This window comes from Bacillus sp. PK3_68 (assembly GCF_003600835.1).
In the GTDB taxonomy this organism is placed as follows: Bacteria; Bacillota; Bacilli; order Bacillales; family Domibacillaceae; genus Pseudobacillus.
Map to the genome: position 1 here is coordinate 1,293,856 of NZ_NQYC01000001.1, position 18,951 is coordinate 1,312,806.

Consider the following 18,951-nt stretch of genomic DNA (forward strand, 5'->3'; position numbering starts at 1 on the left):
TTCTTCATCCCTATCTTTTTATTTCCATCTTCCGATCACATAAAAAATGAGTGACAGTACAATGCTGGCAATAATAGATGTCATAATCGGAAAATAAAATGTGGTATTTCCTTTTTTGAATAACAGGTCGCCAGGCAGACGCCCTATTTTAACAAACTGCATCACTAGCCCTAACACAAAGATCACTACACCGATTAACATCAGTGTCTTACCGATTCCGCTCATCTGTCGGAACCTCCATATGAAAATGCTGGTACACCAATTCACTGACGATCCGTCCTCTTGGTGTCCGCTGCAAAAAGCCAATTTGCAGCAAGTACGGCTCATACACATCTTCAATCGTGCCGGCTTCTTCACCAATGCTTGCAGCTATTGTTTCCACACCGACGGGACCGCCACGAAATCGCCCAATAATTGCTTTTAACAATTTGTGGTCAATGTGATCAAGTCCTCTACGGTCGACCTGCAGCAATTCAAGCGCCTCTTCTGCCAGCTCATAGGTAATTATGCCATTTCCACGCACCTGTGCATAGTCGCGCACCCTTTTTAAGAGCCGATTAGCAATCCGAGGTGTGCCCCTGGATCGGCGAGCAATCTCAGTGGCGCCGGCAGGATCAATCGCTGTTTGAAATATATCTGCTGTTCGCATAACCACTTCGCGGAGCTGCTCCTCATTATAATACTCAAGACGGCTTAACACACCGAAACGGTCTCGCAGTGGGGCAGAAAGAGAGCCTGCTCTTGTCGTTGCTCCAATCAAGGTAAATGGCGGCAAATCCAGGCGGACAGATCGGGCACTCGGCCCCTTGCCGATTACAATATCAAGGCAAAAATCCTCCATCGCTGGATACAGCACTTCCTCAATCGCACGCGGCAGCCGGTGAATTTCATCAATAAACAGCACATCACCCGGTTCGAGTGATGTTAGAACGGCAGCCAAATCACCTGGCCGCTCAATCGCCGGTCCTGCTGTCGTCCGCATCTGCACACCCATTTCATTAGCAATCACAGCGGCAAGTGTGGTTTTGCCAAGACCAGGTGGTCCATACAATAGTACATGATCGAGAGTTTCCTGTCGCTGACGGGCGGCTTCAATAAAAATTGCCAGATTATTTTTCACTTGCTCCTGGCCAATATATTGTTTTAATGTCTGAGGACGCAGTGATTGCTCCTCATATAACTCGTCCACTTCAGCCGTTCCGGAAACGATGCGTTCTTCCATCGCAAGATCACTCCCTCATTCAGTTATCCATTCAGCAGTAATTGCAAGCCTTTGCGGATATATTGGTCTGTCGTTAACTGCTCTGCTTTCAGCTTCACACTTACCTTCTTAATTTCCCGTGCAGAATAGCCAAGTGCCTCAAGCGCGAGCAATGCTTCTTCTAGCTCAGCGTAAACAGCCGCTTTTTGTTCCATGCCCTCCGGCTGAAATAAATTCGGAAAAAACTCCGGCACAACATCCGCTAATTTTCCTTTTAAATCTAAAATCATTTGCCGAGCAGTCTTCTTGCCAACACCCGGGAATTTCGTTAAAAACCTTTCATCTTCTTGTTCAATAGCCGATACTACTTGCTGAGGCTCTCCGCTCGCCAATACAGCTAACGCTCCTTTCGGCCCGATGCCCGACACCGAAATCAATTTCTCGAACAGCCTCTTTTCTTCTATAGAAACAAATCCATACAGCGCCAGCACATCTTCGCGTACATGCTGATGCACATACACAGTGACAGTCTGCTGTTCGTGTTTGGAAAAAGCAAATGGATTTGGCGTTAATATTTGAAAGCCAATGCCGCCATTTTCAATTACCACATATTCCGGACCTACGAACGCTACGCTGCCTTTAATATATTCATACAAGTTTATTCGCTCCCCTACACTGCACATTACTCCTCATTTTATCATAACATGATTCATTGTTGAAAAAAATAAAAAGAAACGTTTGTTCTTATAAAGAATCTCCTTTTTCGCTCGCCTCATTGTCGTTTTTCAAATATAACTTCTTTTGCGTTCATATCAACAAGCTGATACCTCTTATACTCTGACCAGAAATCTTCCATTGCCCAAATAACTTCCTGATGGACTGACTTCCTTAATTGACCGTCTCTTCCTACTTCCAGAAGTGTCACTTGAACACTGTGTGGCTTTTCTTGAACGGCTGCCAGACCTTCTCCTTCTTTCTCTTTCTCTCTCAGCGCATATACACCGCCTGACAGCACACAGAGCAGTAACATTACAAGCACAGGACCTTTCACTTGTCTCTCTCCTTTTTACCTTCATTTTCGCCAAAAAGAAAAGAGCACAAACAAAAAGACCGTCTTAATTGACGGTCTTACCTATCATAAGTCCAATGTTCAATTATGTTTAGTTAGGGGATACCATGCCGCCTGCTCCTGCAGAGCTGACATCATCATCTACCTCTTTATGCTCTACACGCTGGTAAGGGCTTTCCGGCTCAGTATTTTTGTTTTTATCAACAGAAATAACTTCAATGTTCTCTCTTCTCAGCGCACTCTTCAGTATTTCTGTGAAATCCTCTTTCATCTTGTCTTCATCATACCGAAGCTCTACATTTACTACTTTCATTTTGCTCTCCTCGCTTTCTTTCATATGTATTTGTTATTTTCCCTGCTCTTTCTGATTTAAACGCCGGATTGATGGATAAAAGCGGTGTTGCATTTTCTTAGAATCTCGTGTATATTATATATATCAGCTGCGTTGTGCGTAACCTTAATAAAGTTTTAACCTTTAAGCTGAAATAGGGAGTTTTAAATTGAAGCCGGAATGTCATGCCTCATTGCTATGAGGACGACAGGAACGTTTCTGCAAACACCCACTTTATGGAGTGGTGGTTTTAAAACTTCATTAAACGTACGGCAACTGCGGCCTTTCCTTTACATAATTTAAGCCGGTTTCCTTTTTGGAAGCCGGCTTTTTTGCATATACAATCATACATATTCTTTTATTTTGTTTCCCTGTGCAGCGTAGGTCTTTTCAGCCGTGGACAATACTTTTTCAGTTCCAATCGTTCCGAGTTTGTCCGTTTATTCTTTGTTTTCATGTAATTTCTATCTCCTGTCTCCGTACATGCTAATGTAATAGTTACTCTCATTTTTCTCTCTCCTTCAATAGTGATTATGCCGTTACAAACGGAGGCAGCGGATCTTTTAAAGAAGACCATTCTGCTTTTTGTTCGTTCTCGGTCAACAAACAGCAATCGAGTGCCTTTTCAATTTCTTCTTTATTCATTCCAATCCCAATAAATACAAGCTCATTTATCCGGTCTCTATGTTCATGATGCCATCTTTTCAGTAATTCAGGTTCCTCCTGTAGCATTTGCTTTTGCTCCTGCTCAGGATAAGCAGCAATCCATTGTCCGACTCCCTGAAAGATGATGGAAGGTCCGGCTTGTGATAGTATGCAGGCTGTATCATTGCGGGAAGCGAGCCAAATAAATCCCTTTGCTCTAACTACTTCTGCTGGCCAGTTTTCCAGCCAATCCTTTAAGCGCTTCGGATGAAATGGCAGCTGTCTGCGATAAACAAAAGAGGAAATCCCATATTCTTCTGTTTCCGGTGTATGTTCACTGTTCAACTCTTTAATCCACCCAGCACTATGACTCACCTGTTCAAAATCGAGTAAATTCGTATTGAGTACCTCATCTAGTGAAAGGCGGCCATGATCTGTTAAAACAATACGGGCCTCTGGATTCAACTTTTCCAAAACTGCCTTTAATTCCAGTGTTTCCTCTTTTCCTACGAGATCAATTTTATTAAGTACAATAACATTAGCAAACTCAATTTGGTCAATTAATAAATCAACCACTTCTCTTGTGTCTGTTTCATCTGCCGCTTCTTTTCGTTCAAGCAGGCTCTCACCGGAAGCAAAGTCATGCCAAAAACGACACGCGTCTACAACCGTTACCATCGTATCAAGCCGGCAAACAGCTGATAAATCAATTCCTACAGCTTCATCCATGTATGTAAATGTCTGAGCTACCGGCATAGGCTCGCTAATCCCCGTTGATTCAATCACGATATAATCGATATCGCCAATTGCTGCAAGCTTTTTCACTTCTTTAATTAAATCCTCCCGAAGTGTGCAACAAATACAGCCATTTTGCATTTCAACAAGCTTTTCCTCTGTCCGCGAAAACCCACCTTGTTTAATAAGTGAAGCATCGATGTTAATCTCGCTCATATCGTTTACGATAACTGCGACTTTCTTTCCTTCCCTATTTTTTAAAATATGATTGAGCAGTGTGGTTTTCCCTGCACCCAAGTATCCGCTTAATACTGTTACTGGAATTTTTATTTTCACTTTATTCTCTCCCTTCAACAAACCGTAATCATTACGATTTACAACTTTTATATTAAAACGTAATTATTCCTATTTGCAAGAGTTTTTTTAAAAAAATAAACTAAAAGGATAATTTTTCTTCAACGAATGACTGTACCATAGTTCCTCAAACCCACTGCCTAATTCCGGGAGAGAAAGGAATTAGGCAGTGGTCTTTTACTTAGTTTCTTGATTTGGACATCATCCTATTTTTCTGATCCTAAAGTTACTCTGTAAAAGCAGCCAATTTTGCGGAAATGGATATCCGAGGACCCAATAGCTAATGCCGCGAAGATTATAATCTTTTACAACATCAAACTTTGCCTGAGCACTGCGGGCGTCCTCAAACCATACTTCATGCGTGCGCCCCTGCTGATCTGTATAGCGGTAAAATGGCGACTGGGATGCGGAGTCATATTGAATAGGCGCTTCATATCTTACCGCCCGGCGAATGGCTTCTTGCATATCAAATGTTTGGGCTTCCTGCCCTTGCTGATGCGGCAGCAGCCAATCTCTTGCATATATTTGGAAGCCAAAGAAGATTTTATTTCTTGGGATGACAGAGACTGCATAGTCAAGCACTCTCCTAATTTGATTAAGCGGTGAAATAGCCTGTGGCGGTCCGAAACGATAGCCCCATTCATATGTCATTAAAATGACAAAATCAACGATTCGCCCATGAGCCTCGTAATCATGCGCCTCATATAACAACCCTTTCTGATTAGCACTTGTTTTAGGCGCTAAAGCTGTGGAGACAAAAAAACCTTCCGGATGCAGCCGGTCTACTGCCCGCTGTAAAAATTGATTATACCGTTCACGGTCGGCCGGAAATACATTTTCAAAATCAATATTTATTCCTTGGTAACCTTTTCTTTTCATGATTTGAATAACATTAGTTAAGAGTGTATCTTGCAGTTCCCTGCTTCTTAAAATGGTGCTTGCCAGCCTGGAGCCTGGATCGCTCGCAGTAAAGTTTGTAATAGCCATCATTGGCACTACCTGGGCAGCCTGGGCAGCCTGAATCGTTGCAGTATCATTGATCAATTCCAATCCGCCGTCTGCTCTCATAATATAAGCAAATGGAGAAACATAGGTTAAGTACTCACCCACCTCCCGGACTTGCCTGGCACCCTCCTCTCCCTTTTCAATCGTATAGGCGTTCACATCAATCACGGGTCTTTCAAAGGGAATATATAAAACCATCCCTGGATAAATGGAAGCCGGGCGCCGAATGTTATTAATTCTCATTAATTCTTGCACATCTGCTCCATACCGCTGAGCAATTTGGGATAATGTTTCCCCTGCCTCTACTACGTGTCTTCTCGCCGGGATATATAACATCATTCCAGGATTAATGCGTTCCGGATCCCTTATTCGGTTCACCCGAATAATCTCTCTTACTGTTACCCCATATCGTTGGCCAATTTGCCGCAATGTTTCCCCCGCTTGCACTCTATGTCGCTGAGCCAAAAGAGGAATAACTAAAGCCTGGCCAATCAAAAGACGATCGCGATCAGGCAACTCATTGGCAGCTTCAATCTGTGCTACTTCTACTCCGTACCTGCGAGCCAGCTGAGCGAGCGTTTCTCCCTTTTGAATCACATGTATAATCATAGGTGTCTCCTCCAAATCATAGTCATATGACTATACATATGCAGGATGATGCTTTAGGAAAACCTTCTATTGCTAATATTTATTAAAATTACCCTTTTATGATATTCAGAATCACTCTGCCTAACCGTTGAAACGAAAGGGTTCTCAGAGAGAAAAGCAGCAGGCAAATGTTTGCAAAACCATTGAATAAAAGGCTTGCCCATTCATACTTAACGGAGACGCCACAACCGTCTCCCCAAAAATTAAATAAACAGGAGCCTAAGGCTCCTGTTTACCTGTATTTTTCTTTGCTAAAACGGACATTTTTTAAGTCAATTGGTCCGCCATCACGCAAGTCATTGTCCAGAACACGAATGTAATTAAAAGTACCGATATCACTAGATACGTTTACATCGGCTCCTTTGGCATCACGTGTCACTGTTTGCTTGACTGCCCTTTTTACTGCCTTTTCATCACTATTTTTAGAAATTTGCAGAGCCACCATTATTTCCTTATCGCCAATAAATGTTTGAGCAGCCAGGACACCTTCTACTCCTTCAGCTTTTCGAGTTAATTTTTCTGCCAGCTTTCCGTCGTAGTTGGTATAGTAAGAATTTTTCTTTTGGACATTTTGAATGCTTTGATGGCCGTGATAATTAGCATCACTGCTATAGGGCTGCTCGTTGTCACGTTCAAAGAAGCTGCGGTCCTCTTTAGCGAGTGGTTTCGATGGATTTTGCGGATGTCCGTTGTCATCTTCATTTTGTAGATAACGGGCTTTGTCTTTGCGTATAACTTTTTGTTCCTCCCCCACAGAATGGTCGTACCATTCTGTCATAGGACCGTCATGACGATCATTTTGGTCCCCATGCCCAGCATTCGAAAAATATCCTTGTGGTTCATAGCGATTATTTCCGTCGCCATAGCCGCTTTCACTTTCAATGCCGCATGCTGCAAGGCCAGCCGATAAAGACAATATAGCAAAAGCTTTTAGCGCTTTCTCCATGACCCCACCCCTGAACTTTTATTCGGGCAAATGATGCCCTTCTTAGTTTGCAGAAGCGGAACATTCTTATCCCTGTTGGTCTTCCCATACTTTCTTCCATCTTTTGAAAAATATCTTCCGCTGTGTAAATGGCTTGACCGTTAGCTCATAAGCATGCTTGTAAGCTGACTTTTTTCCTTGAGAGGAGCCCGAGCAAACCGTCGACATTCACGAAAAACATCCGCTGGAAACAACGTATAAATAAACCAGTTCTTTTTATGCGTGTATGGAGTTATTACGCGATGCTCCATAACTTTCTCTAAGTTCCAATCGACAAGCGGAAGAACCCGGTTGGTCCATTGTACATAATCAAATAAAACGGGCGCTTGTGCAGCTAAGTCAAAATCAATTAAATAAAGCGTTCCATCAGCTGATCGAAAAAAGTTATGAGAAGCCACATCTCCATGAATCACTGCCAATTTGCCTTCATCCTTAGGCTGATCGGATAAGTGATCTAAACACCACTTGCCTGCCTCCGCGTAATGCTCTAAAACGGAAGCAGGAAAATAACGTATCAATTCAGGCAACTCTCTTTGAAATGCAGTCAGCCTTTTACGCCAAACAGCAGCCTGATCAAAATGGGGAAAGCAGGCGGTAATTTTTTCAGGGAGTTTCTCGGTCTGCTGGTGAAAGACTGAAAGTAAAGCCAATGCCTCTTCTCTTTCTTCCTCTGTTTGAAAGTAAAAAGTTTTTTTTGCGGGCTCGATAAAGGGCATAACAGCAAAAATCTGCTTCTCAAATATGATAGGTGTGACAGAATGAAAAAGAATCACCTGCGTAAACCCTTGGTCAGATAAAAAATGACATAACTGAATTTGCTTCTCCAGTTGTGACAGGGAAGCATACTTTTTAACGAACCACTTGTTTCTATTTGTAATGACGAGCCATTTTCCTTTTTTTAATGAAAAAACTGTTTGTATCGTTTCCTCCAAACGAGCGGATAACAGAAAAAGGAGACGAGGTGTTAATCCGTCTCCCTGCTGAAATTTATTCTTCATTCTCTTCGTCTTCACGCTGACAGCCACAATCTGATTTCCCTGATAATGACTGTGGAGGATATTGATTAGGCATCATCATTCCCCCGTTGGGTACATCATTGGCTGCGGAGAATACCCCGGCATATAAGGCGGCTGCATCATCGGAGGTGGGTAATAAGCAGGCGGCTGATAAGCTCCCATAACTTGCGGATAGCCTCCGTAATCCGGTGATTCCATCGCATATTCCATTGGCATAGGATAGCCTGGATAGCCTGCTCCCGGCATAGCATGCGTGCACGGTACACAGTAACTGTGCGATGGATGCGGCGGCATCTGATAAGGAGCAATGGTTGGATACATTGGTGGCGCGTAATTCATTGGCGCAACGACTCCTGCTTCTTGTGTGATTTGCACATGATCAGATGACGGATAATTCATCATTGGATAATGTGACGATATTTCTTCAGAGGATTCCATTATTTCTTCGCCCATCTCATATGAAGGCTGCATGAGAGGTGCTTGCTGCATCGGCATCTGCATCGGCATCTCCATTGGCGTTGGCATTGGCATGCACCATTGTGGATGCATGCCTGGATGCATACCATACCCTTGTACTTGTGGGGCCATTTGATGTTGATTCACATATGCGCTCATTGGATAATTACTTCCTCCTTGTAGTTGTGGTGCCATCTCTATCTCCGGCATAGGCGGCGGCATAATTGGAACACTTGTGCTTTCTACTAATTCTTCCTTTTTATCAAGTCCCGGAAATATATTGTCCGGCTTAACAGGTGGAGTAGGAGGTGGTGGCGGTTGAACCGTCTGCTGCATTTGTTCCATATTCATTTGGAACACTTGATTAATCTCCACCTCTGGTACAACTGGAGGAAGCGGTGGCATCATCGGTTGTTTCGGCTGTTCTTTCGGCTGTTCTTTCACCGGTGAAACTTGTGTTGGCTGCTCTTTAACAGGCTTTGGTGGAGGAACGACCGGCGCCTCTTTGTTTGGCATTTGCATAGGAACAACCGGCGCTTCTTTTACTGGCATCTCTTTTTTCATGGTTCCTGCCGGTGTAGGGACTTTGATCTTCATACCTGGCATAATCAAGTCTGGATTGGACAACTGTGCGTTTAATTTTTTTAACTCATCAAAGTTCACTCCGTATTTTTTAGCGATCGTCCAGAGTGTATCTCCTTTCTGAACAATATGGATTCTCATTTTCTCCCTCCTTAGACATTCGTCGTAGTATATGTGAGCGATGCGGATTTGTGAACGAACCTACACCAAATTGTATGCGTCAAAAAAAGAAGTTATGAGAAAAGAATGGATATAAGAGAAATAGAAAGGACCATTGACTTAAAATATATATGGTTGTGATTACCGAGTTATTCATTCTTAACTAGATGTTCTTTCTTCTGTTAGATACTCTGTTAAAATACTCCTTCAAAAAAAACACACCTGCTTAAAAACAGGTGTGGACTTACAACATTCTATCTATTTAGCATGCGATCCAACGCCAATACCGCTTCATGGGCAGTTTGCTCGTCTACTTTAATCACATTGCCTTCGTTTCCTTCAATGATGGTATCAAGCGACCATAGTAAATGAGGCAAGTCGATACGATTCATCGTGAGGCATGGACACATATTTGGATTTAACGAAATGATATGCTTATCGGAATGCTGCTGAATAAGGCGGTTCACAAGATTCATTTCTGTCCCGATAGCCCAGGCACTTCCTGGCTCGGCTTCTTCAATTTTTTCAATGATATACTTTGTTGAACCATTGTCGTCAGATAGCCCTACCACTTCGTGTGTGCATTCCGGGTGAACGATAATTTTCATATCCGGGTAAGTACGGCGTACATACTCAATATTTTGGACAGTAAAGTTCTCGTGAACAGAGCAATGACCTTTCCATAGGATGACTTTCACTTTGCTCAAGTCTCCTTCATACTCTAATTCATTATTTATTGGATTCCATACGGCCATCTCACTAAGATCCACTCCTAAATCAAAGGCAGTGTTACGCCCTAAATGCTGATCTGGCAAAAATAAAATTCTCTCTTTCTTTCCAAAGGCCCATTTGACCATCTCATGCGCATTAGATGAAGTAACTGTAGCCCCGCCATTACGGCCAACAAAAGCTTTAATGGCTGCAGTTGAGTTCACATACGTAAGCGGCAGCATCGTATCGCCAAATAGACCTTGAAGTTCTTTCCAAGCCGTTTCTGTTTGATAAATATCCGCCATGTCCGCCATTGAACAGCCGGCACGCATATCAGGAAGAATGACCGTTTGCTCTGCTGTTGTCAAAATATCCGCTGTTTCCGCCATAAAATGAACACCACAAAATACGATATTCTTAGCCTTTTTGTTTCGGGCGGAGATTTGCGCTAGCTGCAAGGAATCACCAACAGCGTCAGCAAATTGGATCACTTCGTCTCGTTGATAATGATGGCCTGGAATAAAAAGTGAATCACCAAGCTGTCGTTTAATCGCTCTTACTTTTTCCTCCATTTCTTTTGTCTCCAGTTTCCGGTATTTTTCCGGCAGAGCAAAAGATGGCTGCTTAAGCATTTCCATGATAGACATGATGAACTACCTCCTTAACAGAATTGGTGATTACCTTTGCACTAATATCTAAAGCGCGGATTGAATGAGTTAGTGCACCAAGAGAAATCCATTCAATGCCACTTTCTGCAAACGGCTGAATTCCGTCGAGTGCAATGCCTCCTGAAGCTTCGGTGGCGATGCCAGCCGGGACAAGCGGCAGCCATTCCCGAATCTCTTCTGGTGTCCGATTATCAAACATAATAATATCCGCGCCCGCTTCCACAGCTTCAATCAGCTGCTGCTTCGTCTCTATTTCAACTTCTACTTTTACTGTATGACCAACGGCAGCCCTCGCTTTTTCTACTGCCTGTTTAATTCCCCCTGCAAAAGCAATGTGATTATCCTTTAACATCACTGCATCATAAAGGCCGCGACGATGATTGTAACCGCCACCTACCTTCACTGCATATTTTTCAAGCATCCGCAATCCCGGTGTTGTTTTACGAGTATCACAAATTTTTGCACGAGTACCTGCCGTTTGCTCTACGGCTTTTGCCGTTGCCGTGGCAATTCCGGACATCCGCTGAATTAAATTGAGAATGACACGTTCTCCTTTCAAAAGCCCTTGCATCGTGCCTGACACTTCCGCAATCACCATACCGGGTGTAACCACATCTCCATCGTTCACAGCTATATCCACACTAGCAGATGGATCAATAAGGGCAAAGCCGCGCTGTAAAATCAGCTCTCCGCAGAAGATTCCGTTTTCTTTTGCTAGTAAAGTAAAAGATCCCTTTTCCTTTTGTGAAAAAAGCGCTTCGCCGCTTAAGTCGCCGTCACCGATATCCTCAATAAAAAATCGTTTAAGCATGGATTCTAATTGAATTTCGTTCATGCTGCCCACCTCTTATTTGTATTTGATTCTTTGTTTGCACAATTTGTTTTCCTTGCCAGCCCGCTTCCTCTGTTGCAATATCCGTACGGATGTGCGCTCCTCGACTCTCCCGCCGGAGGAAAGCAGCACGGCTGATTAAATAGCTGTTGATATGCATATAAACTTGTTCGATGTTGTCCCTATCCAGCTCGTCTAAGCCATTTTCTATCCATTGTTGAATGCCTTGGCCTTTTAAATAGTTTATGTGGCTCTCTAAACTCTCTGGTGCTCGGATAATACCTGCTGCTCCCATTGTGCGCATCTGTAATTCTTTCTTTGAAAGCCCGGTGACTGATTCATTTTTTAACTGTTTTCCGTAATGAAAAATATTTGCCCGCTGATGATCTATCGGCAGATGGCTGTTAATAAATTCTGCTAATCTTTTTCCATATACAATCCCTTCCAACAAAGAATTGCTCGCCAGCCGATTGGCACCATGGACACCGCTATGAGCCACTTCACCAACGGCATAAAGCCCCGGCACTGTTGTGCATCCGTTTGAATCGACTGAAACGCCGCCCATTAAGAAGTGGCTTCCCGGTGCAACTGGAAGAAGTTTTTCCCTGATTGGCACACCATTTCTCTCACATATCGCCGTAATTGTTGGAAAGTGCTTCTCAAATTGTTGAATTCCGCTAATATCTAAAAAAACATCTTTTCCCTTTGCCCGTGCCTTATAGATCTCATAAGCTGTAATATGACGCGGAGCCAGATCTTTTAACGGGTGGACTCCTTCCATGAGAAGCAAACCATCCTCATCAATAAGCGTAGCCCCCGCCCCTCTAACCGCTTCAGAAATCAGCCCTCTCACAGCTCCATTCTTGAAAAGCAAAGTAGGATGGAACTGAACAAACTCCATATCGATAACTTCAGCACCGGCACGAAAAGCGATGGCAATGCCATCTCCTGTCATGGTCGGCTGATTAGAGGTAGCAGGATAAACGGCACCAACCCCTCCTGTTGCCAAAACAACATGCGGTGACCAATAACGGCTTCTCTCTCCGTCTTTGTTTTTTGTTTTTATGCCGATACACCTAGAACGGTCTTCCGACATTAAGCACTCATAAGCCATTTCTCCCTCGATCATTTCCACATTTGCAGGCAAAGTTGCCAACAAGTATTCTACCGTATGCCGGCCTGTCGCATCCCCACCAGAGTGAACAATTCTTTTCGCACTATGTGCTCCTTCAAGACCAAGCGAGGGCTGTCCATTCTCGTCTCTATCGATACCTAGTCCACCTTCGATTAATTCTCTTACTGCAGTCGCTCCCTCACTAGCTAACCGTTTCACTTCTTCCGTAAAATGATGATATCTTCCTGCCTTTAACGTATCTTCTATATGTGAATGGATACTGTCATTTTTGTCAATTACTGCTGCAATGCCCCCTTGAGCAATGTAAGAGTTGCTTTGTCTGATCTTTGTTTTTGTGAGAATAATCACATGACTGGTTGAATGTAAATGATGAGCCAGCTGCAGAGCAGCTAGTCCGCTGCCAACAATAATGACATCCGCTTGTTTATCCATTATTTTCTCCTCCTGATTTAACAGGTGTCTTGACACATATATTTACACAAATTTAAACTAATGACAAGGCTTTTTTTAAATCCTTTTATAAAGGAGGAACATTCATTGATTTATTTTGATTACGCAGCCACTACGCCTATGAGTGAACAAGCGCTTAGCGTTTATATAAAGGCTAGCCAGGAATTCTTCGGCAACAGTTCAAGCCTTCATGATGAAGGCAGCCAGGCACGTTTTCTGCTTGAACAATGCAGGGAAACTTTGGCTAGGCTGATCGGTGGAAAAAAGGAAGGGATTTACTTTACTTCCGGAGGAACGGAAAGCAACTTGTTATCCATCATTTCGCTTGCACGGGCAGCAAGAAAAAGGGGAAACCATGTGATTGCATCAATGGCGGAGCATTCATCTGTCCACTCTGCATTGGCCTTTTTAGAAAAAGAAGGGTTTCATATTACAAAGCTGCCCCTCAGCTCCCAAGGAGTGATAGAACCTGAAGAACTGGCAGCCGCTATTCGTCCAGATACCATTCTCGTATCTTTACAATATGCTAATCAGGAGATTGGAACGATTAATCCTATAGATAAAATTGGAAGGCTGCTAAAAGAGAAGGGTATTTTATTTCATTCAGATTGCGTCCAGGCATTTGGTAAGCTAGATCTTCGTCCATTGCTTCTATGGGTAGACAGCTTGTCCGTCTCTTCTCATAAAATATTCGGTCCAAAAGGGATAGGAGCAGTCTACATCTGTCCTTCCCTCCACTGGTCTCCTCTTTTTCCCGGCCTCACTCATGAAAATGGGTTTCGGGGAGGCACTGTTAATGTTCCAGCAGTTGCAGCTTTCACAGCTGCTGCCGAGGAAGTCTGTCGGACATCCAGCTTGCAAAAAGAATGGGAACTTCGCCGTCTGTTAAAAGAAAAGCTGACTTCCTCTTCTTTTCGCTGGATTGAAGCGGACGAAACAAGACAGCTCCCTTCGATTATTGGCATGACAATTCAAGGAATGGAAGGACAGCTCGTCTTGCTAAAGCTAAATGAACAAGGCTGTGCTATTTCAACGGGCAGCGCTTGTGATACCCGTTCCGAAAATGGAACAAAGGCTATCCTTGCTATGGGACATTCCATAGAAAAAGCACGGCAGTTCTTCCGCATTTCATTGAGCAGCCGAACAACTATACAAGAAATAGAGAGGCTGGGAAATCTTTTACTGGGAATAACCGCATCAGTTCTCCGTTAGAACTGCTTAACACCTTATGATAGAATAGAGGCAGTGGATATTGAACATGGAGGGATTAACATGACTCCCGGGAAGAAGATTTTAGGAGAAGAAAGACGCAAGCTTATAGTGGAATGGCTGCGAATGAGCAAGGAACCATTAACAGGCGGGGAACTGGCGAATCGTTCCAATGTTAGCCGCCAAGTGATCGTAAATGATATTACATTATTAAAAGCGAGAAATGAACCCATTATCGCTACGAGTCAAGGCTATTGTTATTTTGCCCCGGCAGCCCCAGAGCAATGGTTTGAACGTTCCATTGCCTGCAGCCACAAACCTCAAGACGCAAAAGAAGAATTAAATCTTCTGGTTGATCTTGGCTTGCTCGTGAAAGACGTGAAAATTGAGCACCCAGTGTACGGAGACTTAACAGCTTCTATTATGGTCTCCAATCGAAGGGAAGTAACTCAATTTATCCAGCGTGTAAACGAGACCAATGCTTCATATTTATCACAGTTAACAGATGGCGTTCATCTTCACACCATTGCCGCAAGAGAAGAAAGAATCCTAGATGAAGCGGAAGCCGTCTTAAAACAGGCAGGTTTCTTGCTTGCCGAATAATAAAAAGAGCTGTCTTGTTTATTAGGACAGCTCTTTTTATTTCTTTTGCTCTCTATACTTAATGGTTGATTTTGGTGACAGGCGGGCGCTCCTCACGGCTGGTCCATAAGCCCCCTCGTTATGTACATTCCTACCAAGATCAGCTTTTCCTGATGGAGTCGCCGCCTTCTGCTACAACCCACTCTAAAAACTACATGCTTCTTTAACAGAGCAATTTATTTCGTTTCACTTACTCATATTGAATAGCGTACGCCTGATAGCTTCCAAGCACATGCACATTGCAGCCGAGCGCTTCCATCTCAGCAAATGCACCCGGCAAGAGCACCTTATCCATTCGCTGTTCAATATCAAGAATAAAGAAATAATGCCCAAGGCCCGTTTTTAACGGACGGGATTCAATTTTACTTAAATTGATATTCCGCCAGGAAAATGCAGACAGCACTTGATGCAATGCACCCGGCCGATCAGAAGGCAGTGTGATCACGACGGTCGTTTTATCACGAGGCCGAATAAGCGGAAGCGAGATGTCCTGTTCCTGTTTGGCAAGCACAAGAAAACGAGTATGGTTAAAATCATAATCGTGGATATTTACTCTGGCAATAGCCAAATCATACTCTTGGGCGGATAATTCATTGGCAATCGCCGCCAGCCGCTGTTCAGGATGCTCTTTTACATACTTTGCGGCGGCGGCTGTCGACGCCACCTGCTCATGGGGAATATCCGGAAAATAACTATGTAAAAATTTGTGACATTGAGCAATAGCATGGGGATGCGAAAGGACTTTTTCTGTCTTTTGCCACTCGTAGGCATATTCTTTATGTACGAGCAAATGCTGCTGAATTGGTTCCGTCACTTCTGCTACAATTTTTAAATCTGCCTCATGAAACAAATAATCAATTGTTAAATTTACTGTGCCTTCAAGCGTATTTTCAATTGGTACAACGGCAAAGTCCATATCTCCATTAATAACAGCATCCATACAAGCTGGAATCGTTGAATAAGGAACATGTTCCTCCGCCGGAAACGCATGGCGTACCGCTAAATTAGTGAAAGTAGCGGCGGGGCCTAAAAAAGCGATTTTTCGCAATGAGATCTACTCCTTACTAGAAAATTGGGACTATTTAGAATGAAAGAAGCCGGCTCTTACCCCCCTGAACCGAGAACTTCTACAGTATCGATGAACTCTAGCTTTTCCAGCTCTGCCAGCATATCATCCAGGTCAATTGTCATATTACTTACATTTAACGAAAGAGTAACATTCGCTCTTCCTTGAAGAGGGATCGTCTGATGAATCGTTAAAATATTGCATTCATATTTAGCGACGAGCCCCAGCAATTCGGACAGCGTACCAGCTCGGTCTTCAAGATGGAAGAACAGAGTAATGATCCGTTCGGTGACGACCTTGTGAAAAGGAAAGACAGTATCACGATATTTGTAAAAAGCACTGCGGCTCAAATCAACCTTTTTTACTGCCTCCCAGATAGATTCCACCCGGTGTCGGTCAATCAGCTCTTTTGCCTCAAGCGTTTTTTTCATTGCTTCCGGCAACACATCTTCACGTACGAGATAAAATTTCCGTTCAAAATCCTTCTTAGCCACGACTCTCCCTCACTTAAAAGCGGAAGGCGCTTGATCTGCGCGCTAGGGGGTTGGAGGGAAGGCATCGGGAGTCGCTCTTTGACTCCCTAAGACTTTCCGAAACCACCGTACGCGCTAGCACCTGCAGCTAGATAAACTTAAAAGCGGAAGCGCCTCGTCAGCTGCGACAAGCATAAAGCAAATGGACGAAATGGCGCTTTTCTGCCATGCAGTCCATTTGTTTTATGACCTCGAGCAGCTAGGCGCTGCAGCTAGACAACTTAAAAGCGGAAGCGCCTCGTCAGCTGCAACAAGCATAAAGCAAATGGACGAAATGGCGCTTTTCTGCCATGCAGTCCATTTGTTTTATGACCTCGAGCAGCTAGGCGCTGCAGCTAGACAAAATTAAGGCGGTTAAAACCCGGCCAATGCAAGACGGACGCCTCTGTGACCACTTGTGTCCCCTGGGCGTGACAGCTTACTCTGACTGAAACTATTAGCCGTTTTCCTTTTCCAATTACTCCACAAATTCAAATTCGTAATCAAGCAGACGAACGATATCGCCATCTTCTGCTCCCCGTTCGCGCAGTGCATCATCTACACCCATAGAACGGAGCTGGCGAGCAAAGCGACGAACAGAGTCTTCCCGAGAGAAATCTGTCATTTTAAACAGCTTTTCTACCTTCGCTCCACTTACTACGAACACTCCCGCTGAATCTCTTGTAATTAAGAATTCCGCCGGCTGATCTTCATGTTTGTACATCACACGATGGATGCCTTTTTCCTCCTCAAAATCGGCAAGAGGGAATTCTGGAGTTTTATCTACCATATCTGCTACAGCGAACAACAACTCTTTTAGTCCTTCACGGGTCACAGCGGAAATTGGGAAAACCGGCACTTCTTCACCTATCTTTTCTTTAAATGCTGCAAGGTTTTCCTCTGAGTCAGGCATATCCATCTTATTGGCCACAACAATTTGCGGACGCTCAGTCAGCCTTAAATTATATTCCTTCAATTCATTATTGATCGTTACATAGTCTTCGTACGGATCTCGCCCTTCCATACCAGACATATCAATAACATGTACGATAACACGTGTCCGTTCAATATGGCGTAAAAATTGGTGGCCTAGCCCTACTCCCTCATGTGCACCTTCAATCAGTCCCGGAAGGTCTGCCATAACAAAACTGCGGCCATCTTCTGTTTCCACTACACCAAGATTTGGCACAATCGTTGTAAAGTGGTATTCAGCAATTTTAGGGCGGGCAGCAGAAACAACAGAAAGCAGGGTGGATTTTCCGACGCTTGGAAAACCGACAAGACCTACATCTGCCAATAGTTTTAACTCCATTACAATATAGCGTTCTTGACCCGGTTCTCCATTCTCGGACAATTCAGGAGCAGGGTTAGCCGGTGTAGCAAAGCGAGTGTTACCACGTCCGCCCCGTCCGCCTCTTGCAATAACGGCCCGCTGGCCATGCTCGGTCAAATCAGCGATTACTTCTTTCGTGTCATCATCCATAACAATAGTGCCAGGAGGAACTTTTACAACCATATCGGTTGCATTTTTTCCATGCTGACTTTTGCTCATTCCATGCTCGCCACGCGGAGCTTTAAAATGACGCTGATAGCGGAAGTCCATAAGTGTTCTTAACCCTTCATCCACTTCGAAAACTACATCCGCGCCGTTGCCGCCATCGCCGCCAGCCGGTCCACCTTTTGGCACGTACTTTTCACGACGGAAAGCAACCATGCCATTCCCGCCGTCACCGCCTTTTACGTATACTTTTACCTGATCTACAAACATAAAATCCTCCTATTAATGAAGCTATGCATTTTGTGAAGCGTTCTATATGATTGCTTCAAAGAGCATTTCCTCTTCCGAGTGCACATGAATTTCATACCGTTTCACATGAGGCATGCTTAATATTTCTGCTAATTCGCTAGTTAACGCTTCTTCATTGGTTATTATCCCACTGAACTCAAAAAAGAAACGAATTCCTTCCTCTGCCTTTCCAATGGAGAGATACAAATGATTATCGGCATACGTTTCAATATAATTTTCAACCAACTGAAAAAGCGAAGATGTCCAGCATGACAGACGGTGATCAGTTGCCCTCGTTGTTATATCCGTATCCAGCACTTCATATTCTAACTGAAAGGAGTGCGCTTCCCAATTAAATGTGATTAGTGTTTTTGCGAGCTCCGGCAAAGATAAATTGCATACATGAGCCTCCTGCTTTGCTTGCATAACCGCTCGTTCAATCACCCGCTCCGCTTCCTCTATTTTCCCAAGCGCAATATACCCTTTAATAAGCTGAATGTGATTCATCCAGTCATGTCGGGCGTGCTGAAGTGCTCGAATGATCGTCCAATTATTACTTTTCCTATCCACTGCACAGGTACCCCCCTTGTGCCAAACATAATGGAAGAAAAAGAAGGAGCTTCTGCCTTCTCATTCACCTGCGTTATTGGTAAATATACGTCCATAATCTTCCTGCCTGTTGTGGCTTTCCAATTAGTATAACAGAAATCGAGTGAATAGAGATAGCAAACACTTAAAAGCCTCTTCAAAATAA

The 18,951-nt window shown here is 43.7% G+C and carries 20 protein-coding genes, 1 other RNA gene and 1 pseudogene; 4 read left to right on the top strand and 18 right to left on the bottom strand.

Annotation, left to right across the window (positions count from 1 at the left end):
- Positions 1 to 18: 18 nt before the first annotated feature.
- From CJ483_RS06790 to CJ483_RS06810, 5 genes are all read right to left on the bottom strand, one after another.
- Positions 19 to 225 carry a DUF2905 domain-containing protein gene (locus CJ483_RS06790; RefSeq protein WP_120033355.1) on the bottom strand — a complete coding sequence of 69 codons (207 nt, stop codon included), beginning with the start codon at positions 223 to 225 and terminating at the stop codon, positions 19 to 21.
- Positions 209 to 1,222, bottom strand: coding sequence for a Holliday junction branch migration DNA helicase RuvB (gene ruvB / locus CJ483_RS06795; RefSeq protein WP_120033358.1), 1,014 nt, complete (start codon positions 1,220 to 1,222; stop codon positions 209 to 211). Before ruvB ends, CJ483_RS06790 begins: the two co-directional genes overlap by 17 nt.
- 23 nt (positions 1,223 to 1,245) lie before the next feature.
- Positions 1,246 to 1,857, bottom strand: coding sequence for a Holliday junction branch migration protein RuvA (ruvA, locus tag CJ483_RS06800; protein ID WP_120033361.1), 612 nt, complete (start codon positions 1,855 to 1,857; stop codon positions 1,246 to 1,248).
- 116 nt (positions 1,858 to 1,973) lie between these two features.
- Positions 1,974 to 2,252 (bottom strand): BofC N-terminal domain-containing protein, encoded by a 279-nt coding sequence (locus CJ483_RS06805; RefSeq protein WP_120033365.1) that lies wholly within the window; start codon positions 2,250 to 2,252, stop codon positions 1,974 to 1,976.
- Between the two features lie 109 nt (positions 2,253 to 2,361).
- Positions 2,362 to 2,583, bottom strand: coding sequence for a hypothetical protein (locus CJ483_RS06810; protein ID WP_120033368.1), 222 nt, complete (start codon positions 2,581 to 2,583; stop codon positions 2,362 to 2,364).
- 121 nt (positions 2,584 to 2,704) lie between these two features.
- Between CJ483_RS06810 and ssrS the strand changes: the two genes are divergently transcribed.
- A non-coding RNA gene (gene ssrS, locus CJ483_RS06815) (6S RNA) lies at positions 2,705 to 2,890 on the top strand.
- 69 nt (positions 2,891 to 2,959) lie between these two features.
- Here the strand turns inward: ssrS and rpmG are convergent.
- The 9 genes and pseudogenes from rpmG to nadB form a co-directional block, all read right to left on the bottom strand.
- Complete coding sequence (rpmG, locus tag CJ483_RS06820; RefSeq protein WP_120033371.1) at positions 2,960 to 3,109, bottom strand: 50S ribosomal protein L33; 150 nt, start codon at positions 3,107 to 3,109, stop codon at positions 2,960 to 2,962.
- A 23-nt stretch (positions 3,110 to 3,132) separates the two neighbouring features.
- A complete protein-coding gene (locus CJ483_RS06825; protein ID WP_120037839.1) occupies positions 3,133 to 4,311 on the bottom strand; it encodes a GTP-binding protein in 1,179 nt (392 codons plus the stop codon).
- Between the two features lie 225 nt (positions 4,312 to 4,536).
- The gene (locus CJ483_RS06830) at positions 4,537 to 5,949 is read right to left on the bottom strand and encodes a glycoside hydrolase family 18 protein (protein WP_120033374.1); all 1,413 of its coding nucleotides are present in this window, start codon (positions 5,947 to 5,949) and stop codon (positions 4,537 to 4,539) included.
- Between the two features lie 271 nt (positions 5,950 to 6,220).
- Positions 6,221 to 6,934 carry a YhcN/YlaJ family sporulation lipoprotein gene (locus CJ483_RS06835; RefSeq protein ID WP_120033377.1) on the bottom strand — a complete coding sequence of 238 codons (714 nt, stop codon included), beginning with the start codon at positions 6,932 to 6,934 and terminating at the stop codon, positions 6,221 to 6,223.
- Between the two features lie 140 nt (positions 6,935 to 7,074).
- A complete protein-coding gene (locus CJ483_RS06840) occupies positions 7,075 to 7,971 on the bottom strand; it encodes an aminoglycoside phosphotransferase family protein (protein ID WP_120033382.1) in 897 nt (298 codons plus the stop codon).
- Between the two features lie 1,049 nt (positions 7,972 to 9,020).
- Positions 9,021 to 9,168 (bottom strand): annotated as a pseudogene (gene safA, locus CJ483_RS25710) (SafA/ExsA family spore coat assembly protein); the annotation flags it as partial.
- A gap of 272 nt (positions 9,169 to 9,440) precedes the next feature.
- Positions 9,441 to 10,544, bottom strand: a complete 1,104-nt coding sequence (gene nadA / locus CJ483_RS06850) for a quinolinate synthase NadA (protein WP_120033388.1) — start codon at positions 10,542 to 10,544, stop codon at positions 9,441 to 9,443.
- A complete protein-coding gene (nadC, locus tag CJ483_RS06855) occupies positions 10,522 to 11,400 on the bottom strand; it encodes a carboxylating nicotinate-nucleotide diphosphorylase (protein WP_120033391.1) in 879 nt (292 codons plus the stop codon). The genes nadA and nadC overlap by 23 nt, the downstream gene beginning before the upstream one ends.
- A complete protein-coding gene (gene nadB, locus CJ483_RS06860; RefSeq protein WP_120033394.1) occupies positions 11,369 to 12,964 on the bottom strand; it encodes an L-aspartate oxidase in 1,596 nt (531 codons plus the stop codon). The genes nadC and nadB overlap by 32 nt, the downstream gene beginning before the upstream one ends.
- Before the next feature lie 105 nt (positions 12,965 to 13,069).
- Between nadB and CJ483_RS06865 the strand changes: the two genes are divergently transcribed.
- Entirely contained in the window at positions 13,070 to 14,194 is a 1,125-nt protein-coding gene (locus CJ483_RS06865) for an IscS subfamily cysteine desulfurase (protein ID WP_120033397.1), read from the top strand.
- Between the two features lie 60 nt (positions 14,195 to 14,254).
- Positions 14,255 to 14,794 carry a transcription repressor NadR gene (locus CJ483_RS06870; protein WP_120033400.1) on the top strand — a complete coding sequence of 180 codons (540 nt, stop codon included), beginning with the start codon at positions 14,255 to 14,257 and terminating at the stop codon, positions 14,792 to 14,794.
- A gap of 229 nt (positions 14,795 to 15,023) precedes the next feature.
- On the opposite strand, the gene pheA is transcribed toward CJ483_RS06870, so the two are convergent.
- Positions 15,024 to 15,881 (bottom strand): prephenate dehydratase, encoded by an 858-nt coding sequence (gene pheA / locus CJ483_RS06875; RefSeq protein WP_120033404.1) that lies wholly within the window; start codon positions 15,879 to 15,881, stop codon positions 15,024 to 15,026.
- A 56-nt stretch (positions 15,882 to 15,937) separates the two neighbouring features.
- A complete protein-coding gene (locus CJ483_RS06880; RefSeq protein WP_120033407.1) occupies positions 15,938 to 16,393 on the bottom strand; it encodes an ACT domain-containing protein in 456 nt (151 codons plus the stop codon).
- A gap of 181 nt (positions 16,394 to 16,574) precedes the next feature.
- Between CJ483_RS06880 and CJ483_RS06885 the strand changes: the two genes are divergently transcribed.
- On the top strand, positions 16,575 to 16,781 hold the full coding sequence (locus tag CJ483_RS06885; protein WP_120033410.1) for a hypothetical protein: 207 nt from the start codon (positions 16,575 to 16,577) through the stop codon (positions 16,779 to 16,781).
- A gap of 108 nt (positions 16,782 to 16,889) precedes the next feature.
- Here CJ483_RS06885 and obgE read toward each other — a convergent pair whose 3' ends face one another.
- Positions 16,890 to 18,179 (bottom strand): GTPase ObgE, encoded by a 1,290-nt coding sequence (gene obgE / locus CJ483_RS06890; RefSeq protein WP_120033413.1) that lies wholly within the window; start codon positions 18,177 to 18,179, stop codon positions 16,890 to 16,892.
- A gap of 42 nt (positions 18,180 to 18,221) precedes the next feature.
- Positions 18,222 to 18,767 (bottom strand): Spo0B C-terminal domain-containing protein, encoded by a 546-nt coding sequence (locus tag CJ483_RS06895; RefSeq protein ID WP_120033416.1) that lies wholly within the window; start codon positions 18,765 to 18,767, stop codon positions 18,222 to 18,224.
- Positions 18,768 to 18,951: the final 184 nt, after the last annotated feature.